At 60.3% G+C, this 19,763-nt stretch carries 17 protein-coding genes; 8 read left to right on the top strand and 9 right to left on the bottom strand.

What is annotated here, in order from left to right; genetic code table 11:
- Positions 1-33 precede the first annotated feature (33 nt).
- Genes B7449_RS15855 through rfbD form a run of 5 tightly spaced genes read left to right on the top strand, consistent with a single transcriptional unit; the run spans position 34 to position 5,132 of the window.
- The gene (locus B7449_RS15855; RefSeq protein ID WP_039735246.1) at positions 34-1,212 is read left to right on the top strand and encodes an acyltransferase family protein; all 1,179 of its coding nucleotides are present in this window, start codon (positions 34-36) and stop codon (positions 1,210-1,212) included.
- Positions 1,213-1,225: 13 nt separating this feature from the next.
- Entirely contained in the window at positions 1,226-2,557 is a 1,332-nt protein-coding gene (locus B7449_RS15860; protein WP_048883811.1) for a hypothetical protein, read from the top strand.
- Positions 2,554-3,579: a glycoside hydrolase family 5 protein gene (locus B7449_RS15865; protein ID WP_199858361.1), complete on the top strand. Its 1,026-nt coding sequence runs from the start codon at positions 2,554-2,556 to the stop codon at positions 3,577-3,579. The genes B7449_RS15860 and B7449_RS15865 overlap by 4 nt, the downstream gene beginning before the upstream one ends.
- A gap of 49 nt (positions 3,580-3,628) precedes the next feature.
- Positions 3,629-4,186, top strand: a complete 558-nt coding sequence (gene rfbC, locus B7449_RS15870) for a dTDP-4-dehydrorhamnose 3,5-epimerase (RefSeq protein ID WP_039735247.1) — start codon at positions 3,629-3,631, stop codon at positions 4,184-4,186.
- A 58-nt stretch (positions 4,187-4,244) separates the two neighbouring features.
- The gene (gene rfbD / locus B7449_RS15875) at positions 4,245-5,132 is read left to right on the top strand and encodes a dTDP-4-dehydrorhamnose reductase (protein WP_039735248.1); all 888 of its coding nucleotides are present in this window, start codon (positions 4,245-4,247) and stop codon (positions 5,130-5,132) included.
- Positions 5,133-5,139: 7 nt separating this feature from the next.
- On the opposite strand, the gene B7449_RS15880 is transcribed toward rfbD, so the two are convergent.
- Positions 5,140-6,021 carry a hypothetical protein gene (locus tag B7449_RS15880; RefSeq protein WP_235721132.1) on the bottom strand — a complete coding sequence of 294 codons (882 nt, stop codon included), beginning with the start codon at positions 6,019-6,021 and terminating at the stop codon, positions 5,140-5,142.
- A 432-nt stretch (positions 6,022-6,453) separates the two neighbouring features.
- On the opposite strand from B7449_RS15880, the gene B7449_RS15885 reads away from it, so the two are divergent.
- Together B7449_RS15885 and B7449_RS15890 are read left to right on the top strand one after the other, a co-directional pair.
- Positions 6,454-7,527, top strand: coding sequence for a DegT/DnrJ/EryC1/StrS family aminotransferase (locus B7449_RS15885; protein WP_235721133.1), 1,074 nt, complete (start codon positions 6,454-6,456; stop codon positions 7,525-7,527).
- 43 nt (positions 7,528-7,570) lie between these two features.
- Complete coding sequence (locus B7449_RS15890) at positions 7,571-8,959, top strand: hypothetical protein (RefSeq protein WP_039733201.1); 1,389 nt, start codon at positions 7,571-7,573, stop codon at positions 8,957-8,959.
- 120 nt (positions 8,960-9,079) lie between these two features.
- On the opposite strand, the gene B7449_RS15895 is transcribed toward B7449_RS15890, so the two are convergent.
- From B7449_RS15895 to B7449_RS15920, 6 genes are all read right to left on the bottom strand, one after another.
- Complete coding sequence (locus tag B7449_RS15895; protein ID WP_039733202.1) at positions 9,080-10,447, bottom strand: sugar porter family MFS transporter; 1,368 nt, start codon at positions 10,445-10,447, stop codon at positions 9,080-9,082.
- Between the two features lie 33 nt (positions 10,448-10,480).
- Positions 10,481-11,584 carry a major royal jelly family protein gene (locus B7449_RS15900; RefSeq protein ID WP_235721134.1) on the bottom strand — a complete coding sequence of 368 codons (1,104 nt, stop codon included), beginning with the start codon at positions 11,582-11,584 and terminating at the stop codon, positions 10,481-10,483.
- A 135-nt stretch (positions 11,585-11,719) separates the two neighbouring features.
- Positions 11,720-13,189: a xylulokinase gene (gene xylB / locus B7449_RS15905; RefSeq protein WP_039733204.1), complete on the bottom strand. Its 1,470-nt coding sequence runs from the start codon at positions 13,187-13,189 to the stop codon at positions 11,720-11,722.
- Positions 13,190-13,540: 351 nt separating this feature from the next.
- Positions 13,541-14,683 carry an acetoin dehydrogenase dihydrolipoyllysine-residue acetyltransferase subunit gene (locus tag B7449_RS15910; RefSeq protein WP_039733205.1) on the bottom strand — a complete coding sequence of 381 codons (1,143 nt, stop codon included), beginning with the start codon at positions 14,681-14,683 and terminating at the stop codon, positions 13,541-13,543.
- A gap of 1 nt (position 14,684) precedes the next feature.
- Positions 14,685-15,713 carry an alpha-ketoacid dehydrogenase subunit beta gene (locus B7449_RS15915; protein ID WP_039733207.1) on the bottom strand — a complete coding sequence of 343 codons (1,029 nt, stop codon included), beginning with the start codon at positions 15,711-15,713 and terminating at the stop codon, positions 14,685-14,687.
- Positions 15,714-15,746: 33 nt separating this feature from the next.
- The gene (locus B7449_RS15920; protein ID WP_039733212.1) at positions 15,747-16,712 is read right to left on the bottom strand and encodes a thiamine pyrophosphate-dependent dehydrogenase E1 component subunit alpha; all 966 of its coding nucleotides are present in this window, start codon (positions 16,710-16,712) and stop codon (positions 15,747-15,749) included.
- A gap of 216 nt (positions 16,713-16,928) precedes the next feature.
- Here B7449_RS15920 and B7449_RS15925 point away from each other — a divergent pair, with 216 nt between their 5' ends.
- A complete protein-coding gene (locus B7449_RS15925) occupies positions 16,929-17,891 on the top strand; it encodes a helix-turn-helix domain-containing protein (protein WP_039733208.1) in 963 nt (320 codons plus the stop codon).
- 34 nt (positions 17,892-17,925) lie between these two features.
- Here B7449_RS15925 and msrQ read toward each other — a convergent pair whose 3' ends face one another.
- Positions 17,926-18,558, bottom strand: coding sequence for a protein-methionine-sulfoxide reductase heme-binding subunit MsrQ (gene msrQ, locus B7449_RS15930; protein WP_039733209.1), 633 nt, complete (start codon positions 18,556-18,558; stop codon positions 17,926-17,928).
- Between the two features lie 2 nt (positions 18,559-18,560).
- Positions 18,561-19,505 carry a protein-methionine-sulfoxide reductase catalytic subunit MsrP gene (gene msrP, locus B7449_RS15935; RefSeq protein WP_039733213.1) on the bottom strand — a complete coding sequence of 315 codons (945 nt, stop codon included), beginning with the start codon at positions 19,503-19,505 and terminating at the stop codon, positions 18,561-18,563.
- Between the last annotated feature and the right edge of the window lie 258 nt (positions 19,506-19,763).

Raw genomic sequence — 19,763 nt, forward strand, 5'->3', positions numbered from 1 at the left:
CGCTACGCAATCCACGCACCGGGGGACCTGCTGATGTCGTCTGTGACAGAAACGTCCGGAACGGAACGAAATTATCTGCACCAACTGACATCGCTGCGTGGGGTCGCCTGTCTTGTCGTGCTGTTCGGCCATGCCATACAGGTGTTCCGGTACAGCAACCCGCAACGCAATGCCCCGCAGGCCGCGGTGCATGACATTGTAACGTATGCATTCAATGCGGAAGCGGCCGTGGTGCTGTTCTTTGTTCTCAGCGGATGCGTCCTGTCCCTGTCGTTGCGCAAATACGCGCATATGACGGGACGGGTCATAGGCAGTTTCTATATCAAGCGCGTATTCAGGATCTATCCGCTGCTATGGTTTTCCATCGGGCTGGCCATCATCAGCATGGTCATTGCGCGCGGCTGGGTGGCTGACGGCGTGTTTGTCGGCTGGCTGGCACGTAACCTGCAGACACCCGTATCGGTCCGCAACACCATCATGTCGGTCGCGGGTATTTTTACCCGCTACAACGGGCCGATGTGGTCGCTGCGGGTGGAACTGATGTATTCCGTCGCCTTTCCGTTCCTGTTCTGGCTGGTACGGGCGCCACGGTTCCGGCTGGCCACACTGTGCGTGCTTGCCGCCGTCGCCCTGCTGCCGGTTCCGCATGAAGTGGGAACGGTATTTGCGCTGTCCTTTGGGGTCGGGGCATTGATCCCGCTGCTGCCGGCCACCCTTCCCCGCCGACACGGACTTTATGCGCTGATCGCGCTGGTGGTACTGTTATATGACCGTTACGCGCTGGCCGGTCTGAACCTGCCCGAACGTATTCCCGACATGATTGAAACCGCAGCGGCCTTCGTGCTGATCCGTGACCTGTACGCATCCGGGCGGCAGTATCGCGTGCTGCTCAGCCGGCCGGTCATCGCCATTGGGGAACTGTCCTACGGTATTTACCTGCTGCATCTGCCCATCATGCTGATCGTATTCAGCGTGGGGGGACATGTACTGGGTACCTCCACCCTTCTGTCGCATCCTTCGCTGACGCAGGCGGGGGGGGGGATCGTGACCGTCGTGCTGACAACCGCGCTTGCGGCCATAACCTATAATGTACTGGAACTGCCACTGCATAACCTGGGCCGGCGGCTGGGCAATGCGATGCTGGTGACAGCATCCCCTGCCCGCACGGTTTCACCCCGGCAGGGTGCGGATACCCATGTCTCGCGCATCTGATACTGGAATTTTCATGTCCGATACAGCGCATGTCCGCCTGTCCGCCCGCCCCATGACCAGCGCACCCGCCCTGTCACAGGCGGATGGCATATCGTGGCTGGTGGTTGCGGGGGCGATCTTCAACCTTGTCCTGTGCTTCATCAATACACGGCATGTCATCATGATCCGCAGTTCGGAAATCGTGCTGTGTGAACTCGCCATCATTTTCCTGGCGTTTATGGAAGTGCGCAATACCATATCCCCAGCCGTGGTGCGCATTACGGGGATCATGATCTGTTTCGAGATCGGGGCAAAACTGATCAATCCCCGGCTGGACATGAAGATCCTGCATGACCTGGCCATTGCGTATGTATTTTACCAGCTGGGCACCCGTTCCACCCTGCGTTCAGGTGAACGCACCATGTGGGCGATGATGGCCATGATCATGTTCGTGGGCTTTTTCGAACTGCTGTTCACCAACCTGTTCGGCACGATATTCGATGTGTGGACCTATTACGTGAACAAGGGTGTCATCAGCAGCAGCACGGTCAACTACAGCAATACGAACCTGTTTATCAGCGGCAACCGGGGGGCTGCGGCATCCCGCACGTTCTTCCAGTCCATATTCGGTTCGCATCGCGTGTCCTCGCTGTTTCTGGAACCGGATTCACTGGGCAATTTCTCGGCCATCGGGTTTGCATGGTGCCTCAGCACGCATCTGGGGTCACGGCTGCGGCATGCGTTCCTGTTCTTCCTGTCGGCGCTGTGCTTTGTGCTGGCGGATTCCCGTTTTGCCTCGGGCTGTGCACTGGGCATGATCATGCTGCGCATGACGCCGCTGTACCGTTCACGCTTCGTGGTGTTCGCCATGCCCGTTACGGTGATGATGGGCCTGATGCTGCAGGGTGCCAACCATGAAATGCCCGGCATCCTGCCGTCCATCATCGGGGATAATTTTTCCGGTCGCCTTCTGTTTTCGGGTCGGCTGCTGGATTACTGGAACCTGCCCCAATGGTTCGCGATGGCCCCGTCGCAGGTATACACGGCCGATACGGGCTATGCCTATATCATCAACAACCTTGGCCTGCCGCTGACGCTGTTCCTGCTGGCGCTGTTTGCCCTGCACCCGGCACGCACCGAAGCCGCCGTGTCGATGAAGGCGATGATCTCGCTATATTTTTCCACCTCCCTGTGCATCGGCGCGTCGGTCTTCACCATCAAGACGGCGGCGCTGCTGTGGTTCCTGTATGGCACGACCAACAGCGTCATTGCGCCATCGGAACCCGAAGTCAGGGAAAAGGCGCCTGAACGCCTGAACTCATTCCGTTTCAACCGGCTTGTGCCCTCAGCGGAGCATATTGCATGACATTACCCCATTCCTCCCGCCCGGGGCGCTGGCTATGCGGCTGCCTGATCGCGACTGCCCTCGCACTCCCGCCTGGTGGACACGCGGATGCGCAGACCTATCGGGGCGTCAACCTGGCGGGAGCGGCCTATTCCTCATCCAAACTGCCGGGGCGTTACGGATACGATTATCTCTATCCCAAACCTGCGGAGGTTGACTACTTCACTGCGCAGGGCATGAACACCTTCCGCCTGTCGGTGTTATGGGAACGCCTGCAGCCCGCCCTGAACGGCCCACTGGATGAAAAGGAACTGCAGCGCGTGCAGCAGTTCATTGCCTATGCACAGGGCAAGGGCGCCACAACGGTGCTCGATATCCATAATTACGGGCGGTATCGCGGACAGGAAGTTGGCTCCGACGCCGTACCGGATGCCGCCTTTGGCGATTTATGGGCACGGCTGGCGCAGGCCCTGGGCACCAACCCGCATGTCCTGTTCGGGTTGATGAACGAACCGCAGCAGCATTCAGCCGAGGCATGGAAAAACGCCGTGCAGGCCGCGATTGACGCCATCCGCAAAACGGGCAGCCACAACATCATCCTCGTGCCCGGTATCGGATGGGACAGCGCGCTGGGCTTCGCCAAACTGAATGGCGATGCGCTGGGGCAGCTGCATGATCCCGACAACCGTCTGGTTTATGAAGTGCATGAATATTTTGACCCCGATGCATCGGGCACCAAACCGGCATGTATTTCACAAGACCAGGCCGTTGGCCGCCTCAAGTCCTTTACCGACTGGCTGCACGCCCACAAGGCCCATGGCTTCCTGGGAGAATTCGGGGTCAGCCGCCAGCCGGAATGCGTGGCGCTGCTCCAGCCGGTCCTGTCGCACCTGCGCGACAATGCGGATGTCTGGTCCGGCTGGACCTATTGGGCGGCAGGCCCGCTATGGGGCAATTACATGTTTACGCTTGAACCCGACCACGGTCAGGACCGCCCCCAGATGGAGGCCATTAAGCCTTTCCTAAGCCAAAGCGCGCCATAACACGGCTTCACGCTACCGGGCGGACAGAAGAACAAGGGATTATTTAAATATGGAAATACAGACATTCAACGTCGCAGGCATAATTCTGCTTACCCCGCCGCGTTTCGGTGATGAACGTGGTTATTTTTCAGAAACATTCAACGCCGCCCGCATGAAGGAAATCGGGATTCCCGGCCCCTTCGTGCAGGACAACCACAGCCTGTCCCGCGCGCGTGGCGTGGTACGCGGGCTTCATTGCCAGTTATCCCCCCACCCGCAGGGCAAGCTGGTCCGCTGCACCCGTGGCAGCATATGGGACGTGGGGGTGGATATCCGTGCAGGTTCCCCTACTTTCGGGCAATGGGTCGGGGCGACCCTGTCGGAAGAAAACGGATCCCAGCTGTGGATTCCGACGGGATTCCTGCATGGTTTCTGCACGCTGAGCGAAAATGCCGAAGTGCAATACAAATGCACCGATTACTGGGACCGCGACAGTGAACGATCGGTCCGCTGGGATGACCCGCTGCTGGCCATAGACTGGCCTGTTGCGCCAAAGGACGCGATCCTGTCCGCAAAGGATGCCGACGCCCTGCCGTTCTCCAGTGTCGATGACTGGTTCCATATGTAAAAGGCGGCCGGATACAGCCCGTCCCTGATCCTGTCCTCCTGAAAGAAGAAGGAAGCACATGCTACATAATCCGTCGATTCTGGTAACAGGGGGGCATGGACAGCTTGCCACCGCGCTGGCCGGGCAGGAAGGCGTCATGCGGGTCGGGCGACCGGACTTCGATTTCGACCGGCCCGAAACAATCGATCAGATCATGGCGGAGAACACACCCGAATTCGTCGTGAACGCCGCAGCATGGACGGCCGTGGACGCAGCGGAAACAGATGCCGAAGGGGCGGCAAGAGCCAATCATGCCGGCCCGGCCCGACTGGCGGCCGCATGCCGGGCGCGGGGCATTCCGCTTATCCATATCTCGACCGATTATGTTTTCAGCGGTGACAAGGGCAGCCCCTATATGGAAACAGATCCTGTTGATCCACGCTCGGTCTACGGCAGTACCAAGGCGGCTGGAGAACAGGCGGTAATGGCGGCACAACCTGACAGTATCATCCTGCGGACGGCCTGGGTCTATTCGCCCTATAACCGCAATTTCGTGCGCACCATGGTCGAAGCCGCAGCCAGACGGCCCACCCTGCGGGTTGTCAGTGACCAGATCGGCAATCCGACCAGCGCGGATGCCCTGGCACAGGCCATAATGCACATCATCCGGCAGATCCGTAAGACCGGATGGAAAACGGATTATGCCGGGATCTACCACGCAGCCGGTCAGGGGGCGACAAGCTGGTATGACCTGGCCTGTGCCGCGGTTGCCGCCGCGGCCAGACATGGCAACCCGCAACCGGTCATGGAACCCATTACCACCGCCGACTGGCCAACACCGGCCCGGCGCCCTGCGGATGCACGCCTGGACTGCACCCGCCTGAAAGAAACATTTGGCCATGCCCCCGGCCCGTGGCAACCCGAAGTGGAGCGCGTGGTGGAACTGATCCTGTCACAACAGGGATAGGCACGTTTTACGGACGCCCCCATGTCTGCCGCATGCGTTCGGTCGCACGCGCCACGGCGGCGCGGTAGAGTTGCCGCCGTGATACCGCGCCAGGGAAACGGGCCAGTTCCCGCCGTAGCAGGCTGCCATGCATGAAGTAATGCCGCACGAAGTGCGTCTGCCGCAGCAGGCTGGCAATATACCTTTTCTGGTCCAGCACGGGATGAAGGAAGGTATGGCCACTTGCTGGCAGTACAAGGTCTGTCGCCAGGATGGGTGGAAACCAAGAATAGCGCGAGACATCGCCATACCGCGCCAGCGGGATGAAGGTCAGGTCAGCCGCTGCGACCTCCGACGCGACAAAGGCTTCCCCCAATGGCCAGAAGCCCGTTTCATCCATATTGACTGACATCGCACGTCGCCGCTGCGCCAGATGCTTCAGGGCGCGCGCGGAAAAGAAAGAAATACAGTTCAGCGATGCCCGTAACTGCCCCGCAGGGTAAGTGCCGGTATGGAAGCGATTCCAGTACCATTGCGGTCCCGCATCCAGCGGATGGGATACGAAATCCGCTTCATCGGCAATCATGTCCGCAAGCAGCCGGACGCCATTTCCCCCGATACAGGCGTCATATTCCACAAACAGGTAATAATCATAATCCGGGATCCGGTCATGGACCTGATAATGGGTATAGTCCGCGTTCCACCATAACAGGCTGCCCTTTTCAAACCGGTTGGCAAACCCCAATGCCAGCATGTCCGCGTTACATGTGCGCAGTACGCGTTCATACGGAATGGTTCCCGCAAAACCGTTTGTTTCATCAATAGAGACAAAAACATCAACTTCCGGAAATGTTGACTGCAACCTTTTCAACTGCTGGTACACGAAGCTGTCCCATGTATAGGTCTTCAATACAACCGCACATCTTTTTTCCGCGATCACGTCAGCCATCCTGCGTCACTGGGTCGGGCCGCCTGCACAATACAGTATGATTATCCTGTTTTACTGGATTCCCGGACATGAAGAATGGGGACCGGAACGACCCTGAAACCATAAAATGCATGAATTTCCCTCATTCATGTCAAATATTGTATATTTCAGGCGAACATAGTAATCACATCAACGTGTGGTAAATAATATCTTTATATTTACATTGAATGCAGCCCCGTTATCTGCTTTTAACATTAATGGTCTACGCGCACACATCCTCCCTCCTGATCCGCAGACATGATGATCCGGCCATCGGATTGACGAAATCGGAATACAGAAATGTCCAATACGGAAATATCATTCATTCGCTCCAACATTCCGAAGATAAGTCAGGTATCCGATGGCATCATCGAAATGGAAAATTCTGGCATCTACACCAATTACGGACCAATAAACCAGAAATTCGAAAAACAGCTGGTTGAACAGATGTTCAATGGCGTGGGCCAGTGCGTCACGGTGTGCAACGCCACGATCGGGCTTATGATGGCGCTTAAATACGCGACCCGGCACAAGGATACCCGTGTCGCGCGATATGTCATCATGCCGTCCTTTACGTTCGCGGCAGCAGCACACGCCGCCCTGTGGGCGGGTTTCATTCCCCTGTTCTGTGACATTGACCCCGATGACTGGATGGCATCCCATGAATCGGAAAATGAATTACTTCGCCAGTATGGCGAACAGGTCGCCGCTATCTTTCCGTATGCCACGTTTGGAAATGCGACCGACATCGCCCGTTACACCGCCCTGGAAAAACAGACCGGGATTCCGGTCGTGATTGATGCCGCAGCCTCCCTCGGTGCGCATGATGCACTCGGGCAGGGCTTCGGGACCGGATCACCACATGCCATCGTGTGTTCCCTGCACGCGACAAAAACAATGGGAATCGGGGAAGGCGGTTTCATATACGCCAATAACCCCGACATGATCGAAGCACTGCGGGCCATGGGCAATTTCGGCTTTGGCCAGATCCGCCATGCCACCATGCCCGGACTGAATTCGAAACTGCCTGAAATCGGGGCGCTGCTTGCGCTTTCGGGGCTGGAACGCCTGGAAAGCGTTGTGGAACGGAAACGCCGTATCGAACAGATGTATTACGACCTTCTGCCTGATTTCGGTTTCCAGCACCAGCGTGGCGCCCGCATATCCTATCAGTTCATGCCCGTGCGCCTTCCGCCAAGATATGCGCCATACCGTCATGCAATACTTGAACGCATGAAAGAAAAACGGATCGGCACATCAACCTATTTTTCACCGCACCTGCATGAACAGAGTTATTTTGCCGCCCATAGTAAAGCAGGCGACCTGCACGCGACCTACGCCCTGGCCTCTTCCATTGTCTCATTGCCACTGTGGCATGAAATGACGCCAGAAATGGTAAGGTATGTGTGCCAGGAGTTCATGAACGCCTGCCACGCCGCAGATATGTAAGCCCCCTTTCCTTCCCCCCACTGGAAAATGGATACCTGCAGCCATGTCCCCCCATACATCAACACCGGTTCTTATCGCTGGCGGCGGCCCGGCTGGCATTGCCGTGCTGCTTGCCGCGTCGCGCATAGGCGAACTGCCACGCCTGCTGGATGAAGGACTGACCCTGGTTGAACAGGGCGAACATATCGGCTCTGGCATGCTGGGACGATATGTCATCAATTCAGACAGTGCTGCGGAAACATTCGTTGATACGATCACGGACAATCCGGTACCCGAACTTGCATGCCTGATCCACCATCCATTGGTAACGATGATCCGCAACCATGGCAGGCAGGCCCTGCCGCTACGGATCGTTGCGGAATTCCTGGACCTGGTGGGCGAGGTGCTGACGGGGCTGATCCGTGCGCACCCGGCCTCACGGCTGCTGACCGGCTGGCAGCTGAGAAGCCTGCATCAGGATACGGATAGAGAATGGGGGTGCCACCTCGTCTCCTGCGATGGCCAGCGCACACAGCACATTCACGCCTGCAAGGTCGTGCTGGCCATGGGCGCATACCAGCCTGAACAGCGGCTTCATGATGAACAGGTTGCTGGCCGCCCTTTGCTGCCCCGCCATGCGGGCCGGATCATGCAGTCTGATACCCTGCTGTCCCCCGATGGCATCGACCGCCTGCGCGCCATGACAGCCGGGCACGAAAAGCCCAGGATCGCCATTATTGGTGGCGCCAGCAGTGCGCTGTCCGTCGCACGTGTCATCATGCGGGACATGGCGGACTGCCTTGCACCGGGCCATCTGACGCTGCTGCATAAATCACGCCTGAAGCTGTTCTACCGTACGGCGGAGGAAGCCGTTGCGGATGGATACAGGGAATTCAGCGATACCGATATCTGTCCGGTCAGCCAGTTCGTGTACCGCTTTGGCGGCCTGCGTTATGAATCCCGTGATCTGGCCATGCAGTTGATGGGCGTTGCCAATGCCCCGCCCGAACCTCTTGTGCGCGACGTGCAGATAACGGGGGATAACGACGCGCAAGTAAATGATATTCTTGATAATGCCGACGCCATTATTGCCTGCTTTGGTTATCGTCCCCGCCGCGTGGCCATGATGGATATGCACGACCATCCCATATCCCTTGCCGCCGATACCACTGATGGATGCCTGACCGGCGCGGAATGCGCCGTCATGAATGAAGACGGACATCCCATTGCCGGCCTGTTCGGGATCGGGCTGGCATCGGGTTTCCGTCCTTCGGGAGCGATGGGAGGGGAAAGCAGCTTTCGCGGGCAGGTCAACAGCCTGTGGTTATGGCAGACCGCGATCGGGGAGAAGATCCTGCACCACCTGCTGCCGCAGGATGCACCGGTTCTTGTCCCGGTTACCCGCCTGCGCGCGCCCGTTCTGGAACCCGCACGGGGACATCTCCATCCCTGATCGTCCATGTATTTATGAAGACTATACGATAAAGGCTACATCTCATTATTATATGAATGTAGCCTTTCGTGCTCCCTCGGCTGTAACGCGGCTATCCCCGATCATCCCGACGGGTGAGGTTCAGGTCAGCTTATTGAAGGTGCCAGCCTTCAGCGCCGTTTCGATTTCTTCCAGCGAGCGTCCACGCGTCTCAGGCACATAACGCCAGACAAACACGAACGCAGCCAGGTTGAGTGCGGCATACATCCAGAACGTGCCCGCTGCCCCCAGCGCCTGCACCAGTGACAGCGTGGTCAGGGAAATCAGCAGATCGGCCGTCCAGTGCGTTGCCGCCACAAGGCTCATGCCCTTGCTCCGGCATGACAGGGGATAGACCTCCGCCCCCACCAGCCATATGGCGACAGACAGGCTGCCCACGTTGAATATGGCGTAACTGACCACTGCGGCTGCCGTGATCCATGTATTGATCCCCGATGTCGACCCGATACCAAACATGATCGCCAGCACCATAAGCGAGACGGCAGCCCCGGGCACAAGCCGCAGCAGCAGCCTGCGCCGTCCCCAGGCATCCACCGCCCAACTGCCAAAGGCCGTGGAGATGACCATGGCGACACCAATGGCGATGGATGTCAGCAGGGCTGAGCTTTCCCCGAACCCCACGCCCGCGAAAATGGTCGGCGCGTAATACAGCACCGCATTGATGCCCGTAATCTGGCAGAATAACGCGATGCCAACCGACGCCACCACCGCCGGGCGCACCCATGGCTGCAGCAGCGCGGACCATGGGGCCTGTTCATCATGCATGGCGATGATGGAATCCAGTTCCGCCCGTGCGGCCTGCGGGTTGCTGCGCAGGCGCCGGAGCACCTCGAACGCCCCTTCCATGTTCCCCTTCATGGCCAGCCAGCGCGGGCTGCGGGGCAGGACCGACATGCCGACAAACAGGATGACCGCCGGCACGACGCCAAGACCGAACATAAGCCGCCACGAATGATGACGGCACAGATACCCCGCAATAAAGGACACAAGGATACCGAACACGACCGCAAGCTGGAACAGGACCACCATCTGTCCACGTTTTTCGCGCGGGGCGATTTCCGCGATATAGACCGGCACGATCTGCGAACACATACCGACCGCCAGCCCCAGGATGAACCGCGCGCAGACCAGGATCACCACCCCCGGAGAGAAGGACGCAACCAGTGTTCCCACAATGAAGACAAGGGCGGCGAACATGATCATGTAACGCCGTCCCAGACGGTCCGACAGCGGAGCCGCCACAAGGCAGCCCCCCAGCGCCCCGGCAACAATGGCGGATGTCACGACCTGCTGTCCCGCTGTTCCCAGGCCAAAGTCACTGGTGATCTGCAGCAGGGCCGCAGAAATGATGCCGGTATCATACCCGAACAGCAGGCCACCCGTCGCAGCCACGCCTGCAATGAGGTTCACGATACCGGAGCCAGATGCCGTCTGTCTGTCATGCGCCATTATTATGCGTTCTTTCCAGCTTGCCTGTCAGGCTTATTTGAGGGGAATGCGCACGACCAGCCATGGCCGCTCTTCCATGTCATGGCCGTCATGGAACACCGGCAGCCGTCCCCACTGGCCCACAGTCAGCCACAGGGCGCCATCCCTGAGGGTCAGGCCATCCGGCGCGATCAGGCGGGGGTCATGCGCGATAACGGACAGGTGCCCGTCCGCCGTGCGGCGCAGGACCGCATGGCGTTCGATGTCCGTCAGGTACAGGGTATTGTCGGGGCCGGTCGCCATGCCATCAACCACCGCGTCCTCCCCTTCGTCGTGCACGGCATGTTCCAGCTGCGCGGGGGTTACGGCGGGATCAGCCAGCAGGGCGGTCGGCGCACTGTAAAGCCTGCGGCTGGACAGGGGCTGCCAGTAGAGGCGGGATGAATCCGTGCTCAGCGTCACGCCATCAATGCCGCCCTGCCCCATGGCCGGGTGCGCCATGTCATAACGCAGCATCTGCCCATCCAGTTCCATGGCGAAACCGGGTTCCGCACGGGTCGAAGGCGCGTTTTCCAGCACCCGCCGCGCATGCCCGGTTGCAAGATCAACCACGATGATCGCCGGGTGGTCCATAAGCGAGGTATCGCTGACATAGGCCGTGCCCTGCGCACCATGCGTCATGTCCACACGCACGTCATTCACATGGCTGTCGGCCCGCGTCGCCCCACTGCCCAGCGGTATGGTCGCCACGATCTGCCCGGTATGTCCATCCAGCCCGATCAGCGCGGGGGCGGGTGGCGTCTTCTGCCCGGCGACAGTGCCTTCATCCACGATCCACAGTCGGCCGGTTGCATCCACCGTCATGCCAAGGGGCGAAATAAAGCGTGCCTGCGTCGCTTCATCGGGAAACGGCACGGCCCCGCCATTGTGCAGCAGGCCCAGGCGCGGTCCCTTGTGGTCGGCGGCGCTACGCGGGAACGCCAGCACGATGCGTCCATCCGGCAGGGTCGCAATCCCTGATGGCTGCATGTCATAAAAACGCGCCACAACGCTGATATTGCCCGACGGGGCAGCACCGTGGTCCACGCTGTCGGCGGCAACCGCGCCGATGGGCGCCATACATGACAGCGTAAGGGCCGTGCATGCGGAATATACCATCGTGTGAAACATACCAGCTTTCATAATGCTATCCATTCCCCCTGTTCCCGCCCGATATGGGCAGCATGGTCGTTATAGGGCTATAACAGCCTTTTGCCTGGTCGGGACATGCTGCGGACATGGCAGCGTGCGCCGTCAGGCGGACCGCGCATCCATTGCGGAACGAAGGGCGGGGTAAAGCCTGCGGTAGAATGCCAGAGGCGCGGCATAGGCGCTGGCAAGTTCAGGATCGGGAACCAGCGTTTCCTTGCGCTGCTGCGGCAGGCAGACGGCGTCCACGGTCTCCCCCGTGACTGCAATGCGGGCAAGGCGCGCCGCGCCAAATGCGCCCCCCTGTTCCCCATGCGCCAGCCGGTGCAGCGACAGCCCCGTGACACTGGACAGGATGGAAACCCATGCCCGGCTATGCGATCCCCCGCCGATCACGTCCGCCTGCGTAACGGGGGAGCCGGCATCCACCAGTGCATCCACGACATCACGAAAGGAAAAGGCCACACCTTCCAGCACCGCCTGCGTCATGTCCGCGCGCGTGGTGTTGTGGGACAGGCCGGCGAACATGCCACGGATATGGCCATCATTATGGGGCGTGCGCTCGCCCGACAGATAGGGCAGGAAAACGGCAGGCGACGGATGCGTGATGCGCGCGGGCAGTTCCGCCAGCAGATCGCCCTCTGCCATGCCGGTAGTACGTGCCCACCATGCAAGCGACGAGGCCGCCGACAGTGTCACCCCCATCTGATGCCACATATCGGGCACGGCATGGCAGAATGCATGGATCCCACCCTGTGGATGCGGCCGGAACCGGTCGGTTGTCACCCACAATACGCCCGACGTGCCCAGCGACAGGAAGGACGATCCGGCCCTGACCGCTCCCAGTCCCACGGCGCCAGCCGCGTTATCCCCTGCACCACCAGCCAGCACCGGACGCGCCCTGATCCCCCAGCGCTGGGCCAGCGCCGCATGCAGCACGCCCGCGCGCGCCGTGCCTTCCACCAGATCGGGCATGTCGTCACGCCGCAGGCCCGTCGCAACCAGGGCGTCATCGGACCAGCGACGACGGCCGACATCCAGCCACAGGGAGCCCGAAGCATCGGACATATCCTCGATCATGTCACCGGTCATGCGGTAACGCAGCCAGGCCTTGGGCAGCAGGACATGACGGGTCGCGGCAAAAACCTCCGGTTCATGCTCCGCTACCCATAACAGCTTGGGCGCGGTAAAACCGGGCATGGCAATGTTGCCGCATACATCACGGCTTTGCGGAAACCTGCGTTCGAATTCCGCGCATTGCGCCACCGCGCGCACATCATTCCATAAAATACACGGACGCAGCACCTCGCCATCACGCCCCAGCAGCACCGCGCCATGCTGCTGACCCGACAGGCCCATGCCGGTCACCTGCGCCATGTCAGCCGGATGGGCCGCCGCCAGCGCGTCCATGGCTCCAAGCAGGGCCATCCACCAGTCCTGCGGCGCCTGTTCGTTCCATCCCGGCCGGGGGGAACTGACACGCAACGGATATGAATGGCTGCCGATGACGTTCTGCTGACCATCAACCAGCACGGCCTTGAGGGCGGACGTACCCAGATCAATTCCGACAAACATTATTATTATTCCCATGCCGTGACTGGCTTTCCAGTCCGGCTATTCTTGCTTTGCCGCCTTGTTGTGACCCAAGTGAATACACATCGGCAGTGACATGGCAAGTTATGGGTCGTGCACCTTCTGGTGACCTGTCGTAACAGGAATTTTTCCATTATCCGTCATAATACGAAATATTACAGACAGGCGGGGAGGAACAGATTTAATTGTTTCGAATACTAAACGGTTTCTTCATGCGCAAAATATCATAAAACGCGCCCCCTGCTCATCATGCCAGAAGTAATAAGACCTCACCCGTTCAGGATGGCGCATGAAAACATGTCGTAACAGCGCCATCCTGAACCGGGCTTCATGTCATGTGGCGAAAACCCTGGATTTCATGAATTCCTCCACCATGGCGTTGACCCTGTCGGCACATTCAAGCTGGGGCATATGCCCTATATCAGGCAGCACATGCCGTTCGATACCGCCCGGCAGGCCATCTGCCTGTGTCACGGGCAGGATTTCATCTTCCTGTCCCCATATCACCGAAACCGGGACATGCACCGCCGCCAGCACGGACCGCAGGTCATCGCCCTGCCGCCCGTTGGGGAAACAGGCATCCGCAACCCTGCGCAGGGCGGCGTCCACCCCATCCAGCCTTTTGTAGCGCAGCACGTCATCGGCCATGCGCCGGCCGATCAGGGATTTGTCATGCACAAGGTATTTCAGCGCATCCTGCACCGCGCGCACGCGATCAGCTTCGATAAACCCGTTAATGAAGGTCATGTTGATCTGCGGCCCAAGACCTGCGGCGGCAACCAGCACCAGCGAGGCCACGCTTTGTGGTGCGGCATGCGCCAGTGTCAGCGCAATGCCCCCACCCAGAGAATGGCCCATGACATGCGCCTGGCTGATCTTGAGCTGCGCCAGAAGCTGCGCTGTCACGTCCGCGAAGAATTCCAGCGTGCCCGGTCCGACATCCTTTGATGACCCGCCATGTCCCGGCAGATCAAAGGCAATGACGCGCCGCCCGTGTGCAAGGGCGTCATGGTTGAGCATCCAGTTTTTCAGATCGCCACCAAACCCGTGGATCAGCAGCAGGGGAATACCGTCACCTTCGCCGCGTTCATGCACGCGCAAGGTATGCTCCCCCACCGTCATCATGACCGGTTCATCGACCGGCGCGCTGCCTGACTGCGCATCGGACGATGCGGCAAAATCAGCCTGGAAGCGGGTAATGAACGCATCAATATCCGCATCCGGCACGGCTGCATCGGCCACCACGCCAATCAGCGCCCCCACGGGCAGCATTTCCCCATTACCGGCAACCTGCCGCCGCAACGTACCGGTTACAGGGCTTTCAAAGGCATTGGTGATCTTGCTGGTTTCAATATCAACCAGTTCGTCTCCCGTCTTGACGGCGGCACCCGGTTCGACCATCCACCCGGCAATCTTGCCTTCGGTCATGGCCAGCCCGAATTTGGGCATGGTGACGGGAATGATGTCCTGTGTCATGTCAGACTTTCTCCGCTACGCGGTGGGCCATGGTGGCGGTGACCGCTGCCTCGATCCTGTCCACGCTGGGCAGGTAAAGCGTTTCCAGAACGGTGGCGAAGGGAACCGGCGTATGCGGCGGCACCACGCGGCGGATGGGTGCGCGCAGGGTATCGAATGCCTCTTCCGCCACAAGGGCCGCAATGTCGGTGGCCATATTGCACCGTGGGCTGGATTCATCCACGATCACCAGCCGCCCGGTATCGGCCACGCATTCCAGAATGGTATCACGATCCAGCGGCGACGTGGTGCGCGGGTCAATGACCGTGCAGCTTATGCCCTTCTTTTCCAGCCGGTCGGCCGCCTGGTTGGCCAGCCCGACCATGCGGCCAAAGGCGACGATGGTCACATCGCGCCCTTCGCGCGTCAGGTTGGCTTCGCCAAACGGGATGGCGTAGGGTTCGTCGGGCACGTCTTCCTCCTCGTCATACATCACCTTGTTTTCAAGGAAGATGACGGGATCATCATCACGGATGGCCGAAATCAGCAGTCCCTTGGCTTCATAGGGCGAAGACGGGATCACCACCTTCAGCCCGGGAATATGGGTAAACAGGGGATACAGCGCCTGACTGTGCTGGGCTGCGGCATTGAACCCCGCGCCGAACATGGCGCGGATCACCAGCGGCGTGCGGGCCTTGCCGCCAAACATATACCGGAACTTGGCCGCCTGATTCATGATCTGGTCCAGGCAGCAGCCGACAAAATCGACAAACATCAGTTCCGCCACGGGCCGCAGCCCGGTCACGGCAGCACCGGCGGCAGCACCGATATAGGAAGCTTCGGTAATGGGCGTATCCAGCACGCGGGTATCGCCAAACTCCTCCAGCAGTCCCTTGGTCACGCCCAGCACGCCACCCCACGCGTCCTGTGTCCCAGCCGATCCGCCCCGGCCGCCCGCCACGTCTTCCCCCATCAGGATGACGGTGGGGTCACGGCGCATTTCCTGCCGCAGGGCTTCATTGATCGCCTGACGAAAGCTTTTTTTGCTCATGGTTCATGTCTTCCATGCATTAGGGGGAACAGGTCAGTACCGGACATACACATCGGCCAGCAGGTCGGCAGACTGTGGCAGCGGGTCGTCCTTGGCCTGCACCACGGCGGCCTCGATCTCGTCAGCAACGGCGGCGTCGACCTCATCGAGTTCGCTGCCTTCAAACAGGCCAGCCTCCGTCACGCGCGTGCGGAACAGCTTCAGGCAGTCATGGTCGCGCCTGGCGTCCGCCACTTCGTCCGCCGCGCGATAGGTCATGGCATCGCCTTCGAAATGTCCGTACCAGCGCTGCAGGTGGACATGCAGCATGACCGGTCCCTTGCCTTCACGCGCATGGGCGATCGCCTCGCCTGCCGCCTGGTGAACGGCGAAGTAGTCCGACCCGTCACATTCGATATAGGGCATGCCAAACCCTGCAGCCCGCGCCTGCTGCGTGCCGGCACAGGCATAGGATGCGCCAGTGGCCTCGCCATACCCGTTATCCTCCACCACGAACACGGCGGGCAGGTTCCATACGGATGCAAGGTTGAGGCTTTCAAGCGTCGATCCCTCGTTCGACGCGCCATCGCCATAGAACGCCACCGCCACGCCGCCATCACGCAGCGTCTTGTGCGACAGCGCCGCCCCGCAGATCAGCGGCGGACCGCCCCCCACGATCCCGTTTGCCCCCAGCATGCCGCATGCCAGGTCGGCAATATGCATCGACCCGCCCTTGCCACGGCAGACACCGGTGCTGCGGCCATAGATTTCAGCCATCATGCCGGCAACGCCTACGCCCTTGGCAATGCAGTGGCCGTGGCCACGATGAGTGCTGGCTATGGTGTCGTTATCCGTCAGGTTGGCGCACACGCCCACGGCGGATGCTTCCTCGCCACAATACAGGTGGACGAAGCCGGGGATTTCTCCCGTGGCGAATTCAACATGCAGGCGCTCTTCGAACATGCGAATGGTCCGCATCGCCCGATAGGAGCGCAGCAGCGTTTCACGCGCTATTTGCATGGTCATTTCCCCTGTTTTTTCTGGTCCCGTGCCGCCGCGTCCATGCGGCCCACCGGGCTGCGTGCAGCACACACGCATTGCGCGGTGCGCGGCAAGAACGCACCCGTCCCCACTCACGCCCATGTGACGCGGGGCGTACGAAGTGTCGCAAAACCGCGACAGGCGACCATGTGTTTACGCGCCATCACCCCTGGAACATGAGCGCGAAGAAACAGCATGTTGGATGGTTCCCGCCCTGTGCATCCTGCGTTCCCCATTGCCCCCATGCCTGCCGTACAGACGGGGCTTGATGCCTCCTGGCGGCGCTGCCAGCATGATTACGGGCTGGATCCCTCAGCTCCGACCCTGCCCGATGTCCTGTCGGGCGCAGAGTTGCGGCAGGCGTGCCAGCGTGCGGGCCGGGTCCTGTATTCCGCCGGGCCGGAACTGGAACGCCTGCATGCCGCCCTGGCCCCGGTCAGCTATACCGTCATGCTGTCGGACATGGACGGGATTGTCCTGACCCATCAGGCAGGCCCCGCCATCCGGCGCGGTTGCCGCAGGTGGCATTTCTGGCCCGGCGCGGTATGGGATGAACGGCATGCCGGAACAAACGGAATTGGAACCTGCCTTGCCGAACAGCGCAGCATAAGCGTGCACCGCAACCAGCACTGGCGCAGCGGACTGCATGGGCTGGCTGGGGTTGCAACGCCGGTTTATGACGCATACGGGCGGATGGCGGGTGCGCTGAATGCCAGCTCCTTCCACCCCACACCCGATGGGGCCCTGGGCGTGCTGATCGCATCAGCCCTGCTGCAGTCAGCGCGCCAGATCGAGCTGAACTGCTTCATGGACCAGTACCGTGGACATGCCATCATGCTGCTGGGCGATGCGGCAGGCGCTTCGGTCCCGCTGGTCGCACTGGACCGGGAGCGTCATATCGTGGGCGCGACCCATGCGGCACGGGCGCAGATGGGCCTGGCCACCACGGATGACATCAACGTATGCCTGCTGGACGATACAGCCACCCCCGCGCCCGACGCCCCCCTGCGCGAAGCCCAGACCGTAGCCATCCATACCGCGCTGGCCAGTGCACGCGGAAAGGTCGCGGTCGCCGCCCGCATGCTGGGTGTCAGCCGATCCACGCTGCACCGCAGGATCCGCAACATCGCGCAGACGCAGGCCACGGCACGTCCCTGACGACTGCCCGGCCCGATGATGCCGGATGCCGCCATCATGCCATCCGCATGGTCGTGTGCCTGCGCCACATATGCCATCCTCGCCACAGGACAAGTAAAACCAGTGCACCGGCATAACTTATGCTGGTCATGTTATATGTCTTGAACGCCATAAGGAAATGCACGGCAACAAGCACGGCAATGATATAGACAAAACGATGCAGCCTGCCCCACCACCGGCCCAGCCTGCGGATTGACCAGTCATTGGATGTCACAGCCAGCGGCAGCAGCAGTAAGAACGCAGCAAAGCCAAGCATCAGGAACGGACGGTGCGTTATGTCCTGCAGCAGCACACCCATATCCCCGCGCTGGTCCAGCACGACATACGTCGCCACATGCATGCAGGCATACCAGAAGGCCAGCAGCCCGAATGTCCGCCGGTACCGCAGCAGGTTGCTGCCCACCATGACACGCAGGGGCGTCACAAACAGGCCGAGCAGCAGGAAACGCACCGCCCATAACCCCAGCCAGCGTTCAAACACATTGACCGGATCGGCCCCAAGCTGCCCATGCGCGCCGTACCAGAAATAGACCGCCGCCGGCATCAGCCCCACGAACATGATGGCCGTGCGTTCGCCGCGCCATGGCACCACCGTAAGGTACCGCCCCTGTCTGACCAGGCGGGGCATGCTCAGTAACTGGTCCGCAGGTTCATGTTGCCATACAGTCCGGCCACCTGTTCACCATACCCGTTGAACATCAGCGTTTTCTTGCGGCCCCCGCCAAAAAATCCGCCCGCCCCGATAATCCGCTCCGACGCCTGGCTCCAGCGTGGATGGTTCACGTCCGGATTGACGTTGGCAAAAAAACCGTATTCCGCGGCATTCATCCGGTTCCATGTCGTGGGCGGCATCTTTTCAACCAGCCGGATACGGACAATCGACTTGATTCCCTTGAACCCGTATTTCCACGGCACCACCAGCCGGACCGGCGCGCCATTCTGGGCAGGCAGGGTCTGTCCATATAACCCGACCGCCAGAAGGGTCAGAGGATGCATGGCTTCATCAAGCCGCAACCCCTCCACATATGGCCATTGCAGTGAATCCAGTCCCGTGCGCTGACCTGGCATCTGTTCCGGACGCAACACGGATTCAAACGCCACATACCGGGCATTCCCCAACGGTTCAGCCTGCTGCAGCAATGTCGCCAGCGGAAAGCCATCCCATGGGATCACCATGGACCAGGCTTCGACACATCTCATGCGATACAGCCGTTCCTCGATCGGCATGGCGGCCATCAGGTCATCAATGTCCCACACGCGCGGACGGGACACCAGGCCATCGACCGTCACGGTCCATGGACGCGGACGGAATGCTGCGGAATACGTGGACGGATCACTTTTATCCATCCCGAATTCATAGAAATTATTATAATGCGTCACATCCGTCAGTGGCGTGGGCGTCTCCCCTGCCTGAAAGGGACCGGGACGGGTCCGCAGCGCATCCGCCCGCGCGTGGTCCGCAAGCCCGCCCAAGGCTGCAGACGTAGCCGCCGCAACAAAACGCCGTCGCGACAGCCATGCCGAACGCGGCGTTATTTCTGATGACAACGGACGAGGATAGGACCAGCGCGCCATGATACGCCCCCACGGACAAAACGGCAGACAGGCCACATAACGCACCTGTCCCACATCCGTCTCCTACCATGTTTCATGCCGATCCGGCATGAAACGCTTCTGGACAGACACTACCGGTCAGCACACCCGTTCAGATCCGACCCGCAAAAACATGCTCGCGCCCGGTACATTGCAGGCCAGATCGCCCTTATTGCATTACGTTCCTGATTTTTGCCCACACGAACGCCGCCATGATCTGGTGCCCTGTCTGGTTGGGAT

It is taken from the genome of Komagataeibacter intermedius TF2 (assembly GCF_000964425.1).
GTDB lineage: Bacteria > Pseudomonadota > Alphaproteobacteria > Acetobacterales > Acetobacteraceae > Komagataeibacter > Komagataeibacter intermedius.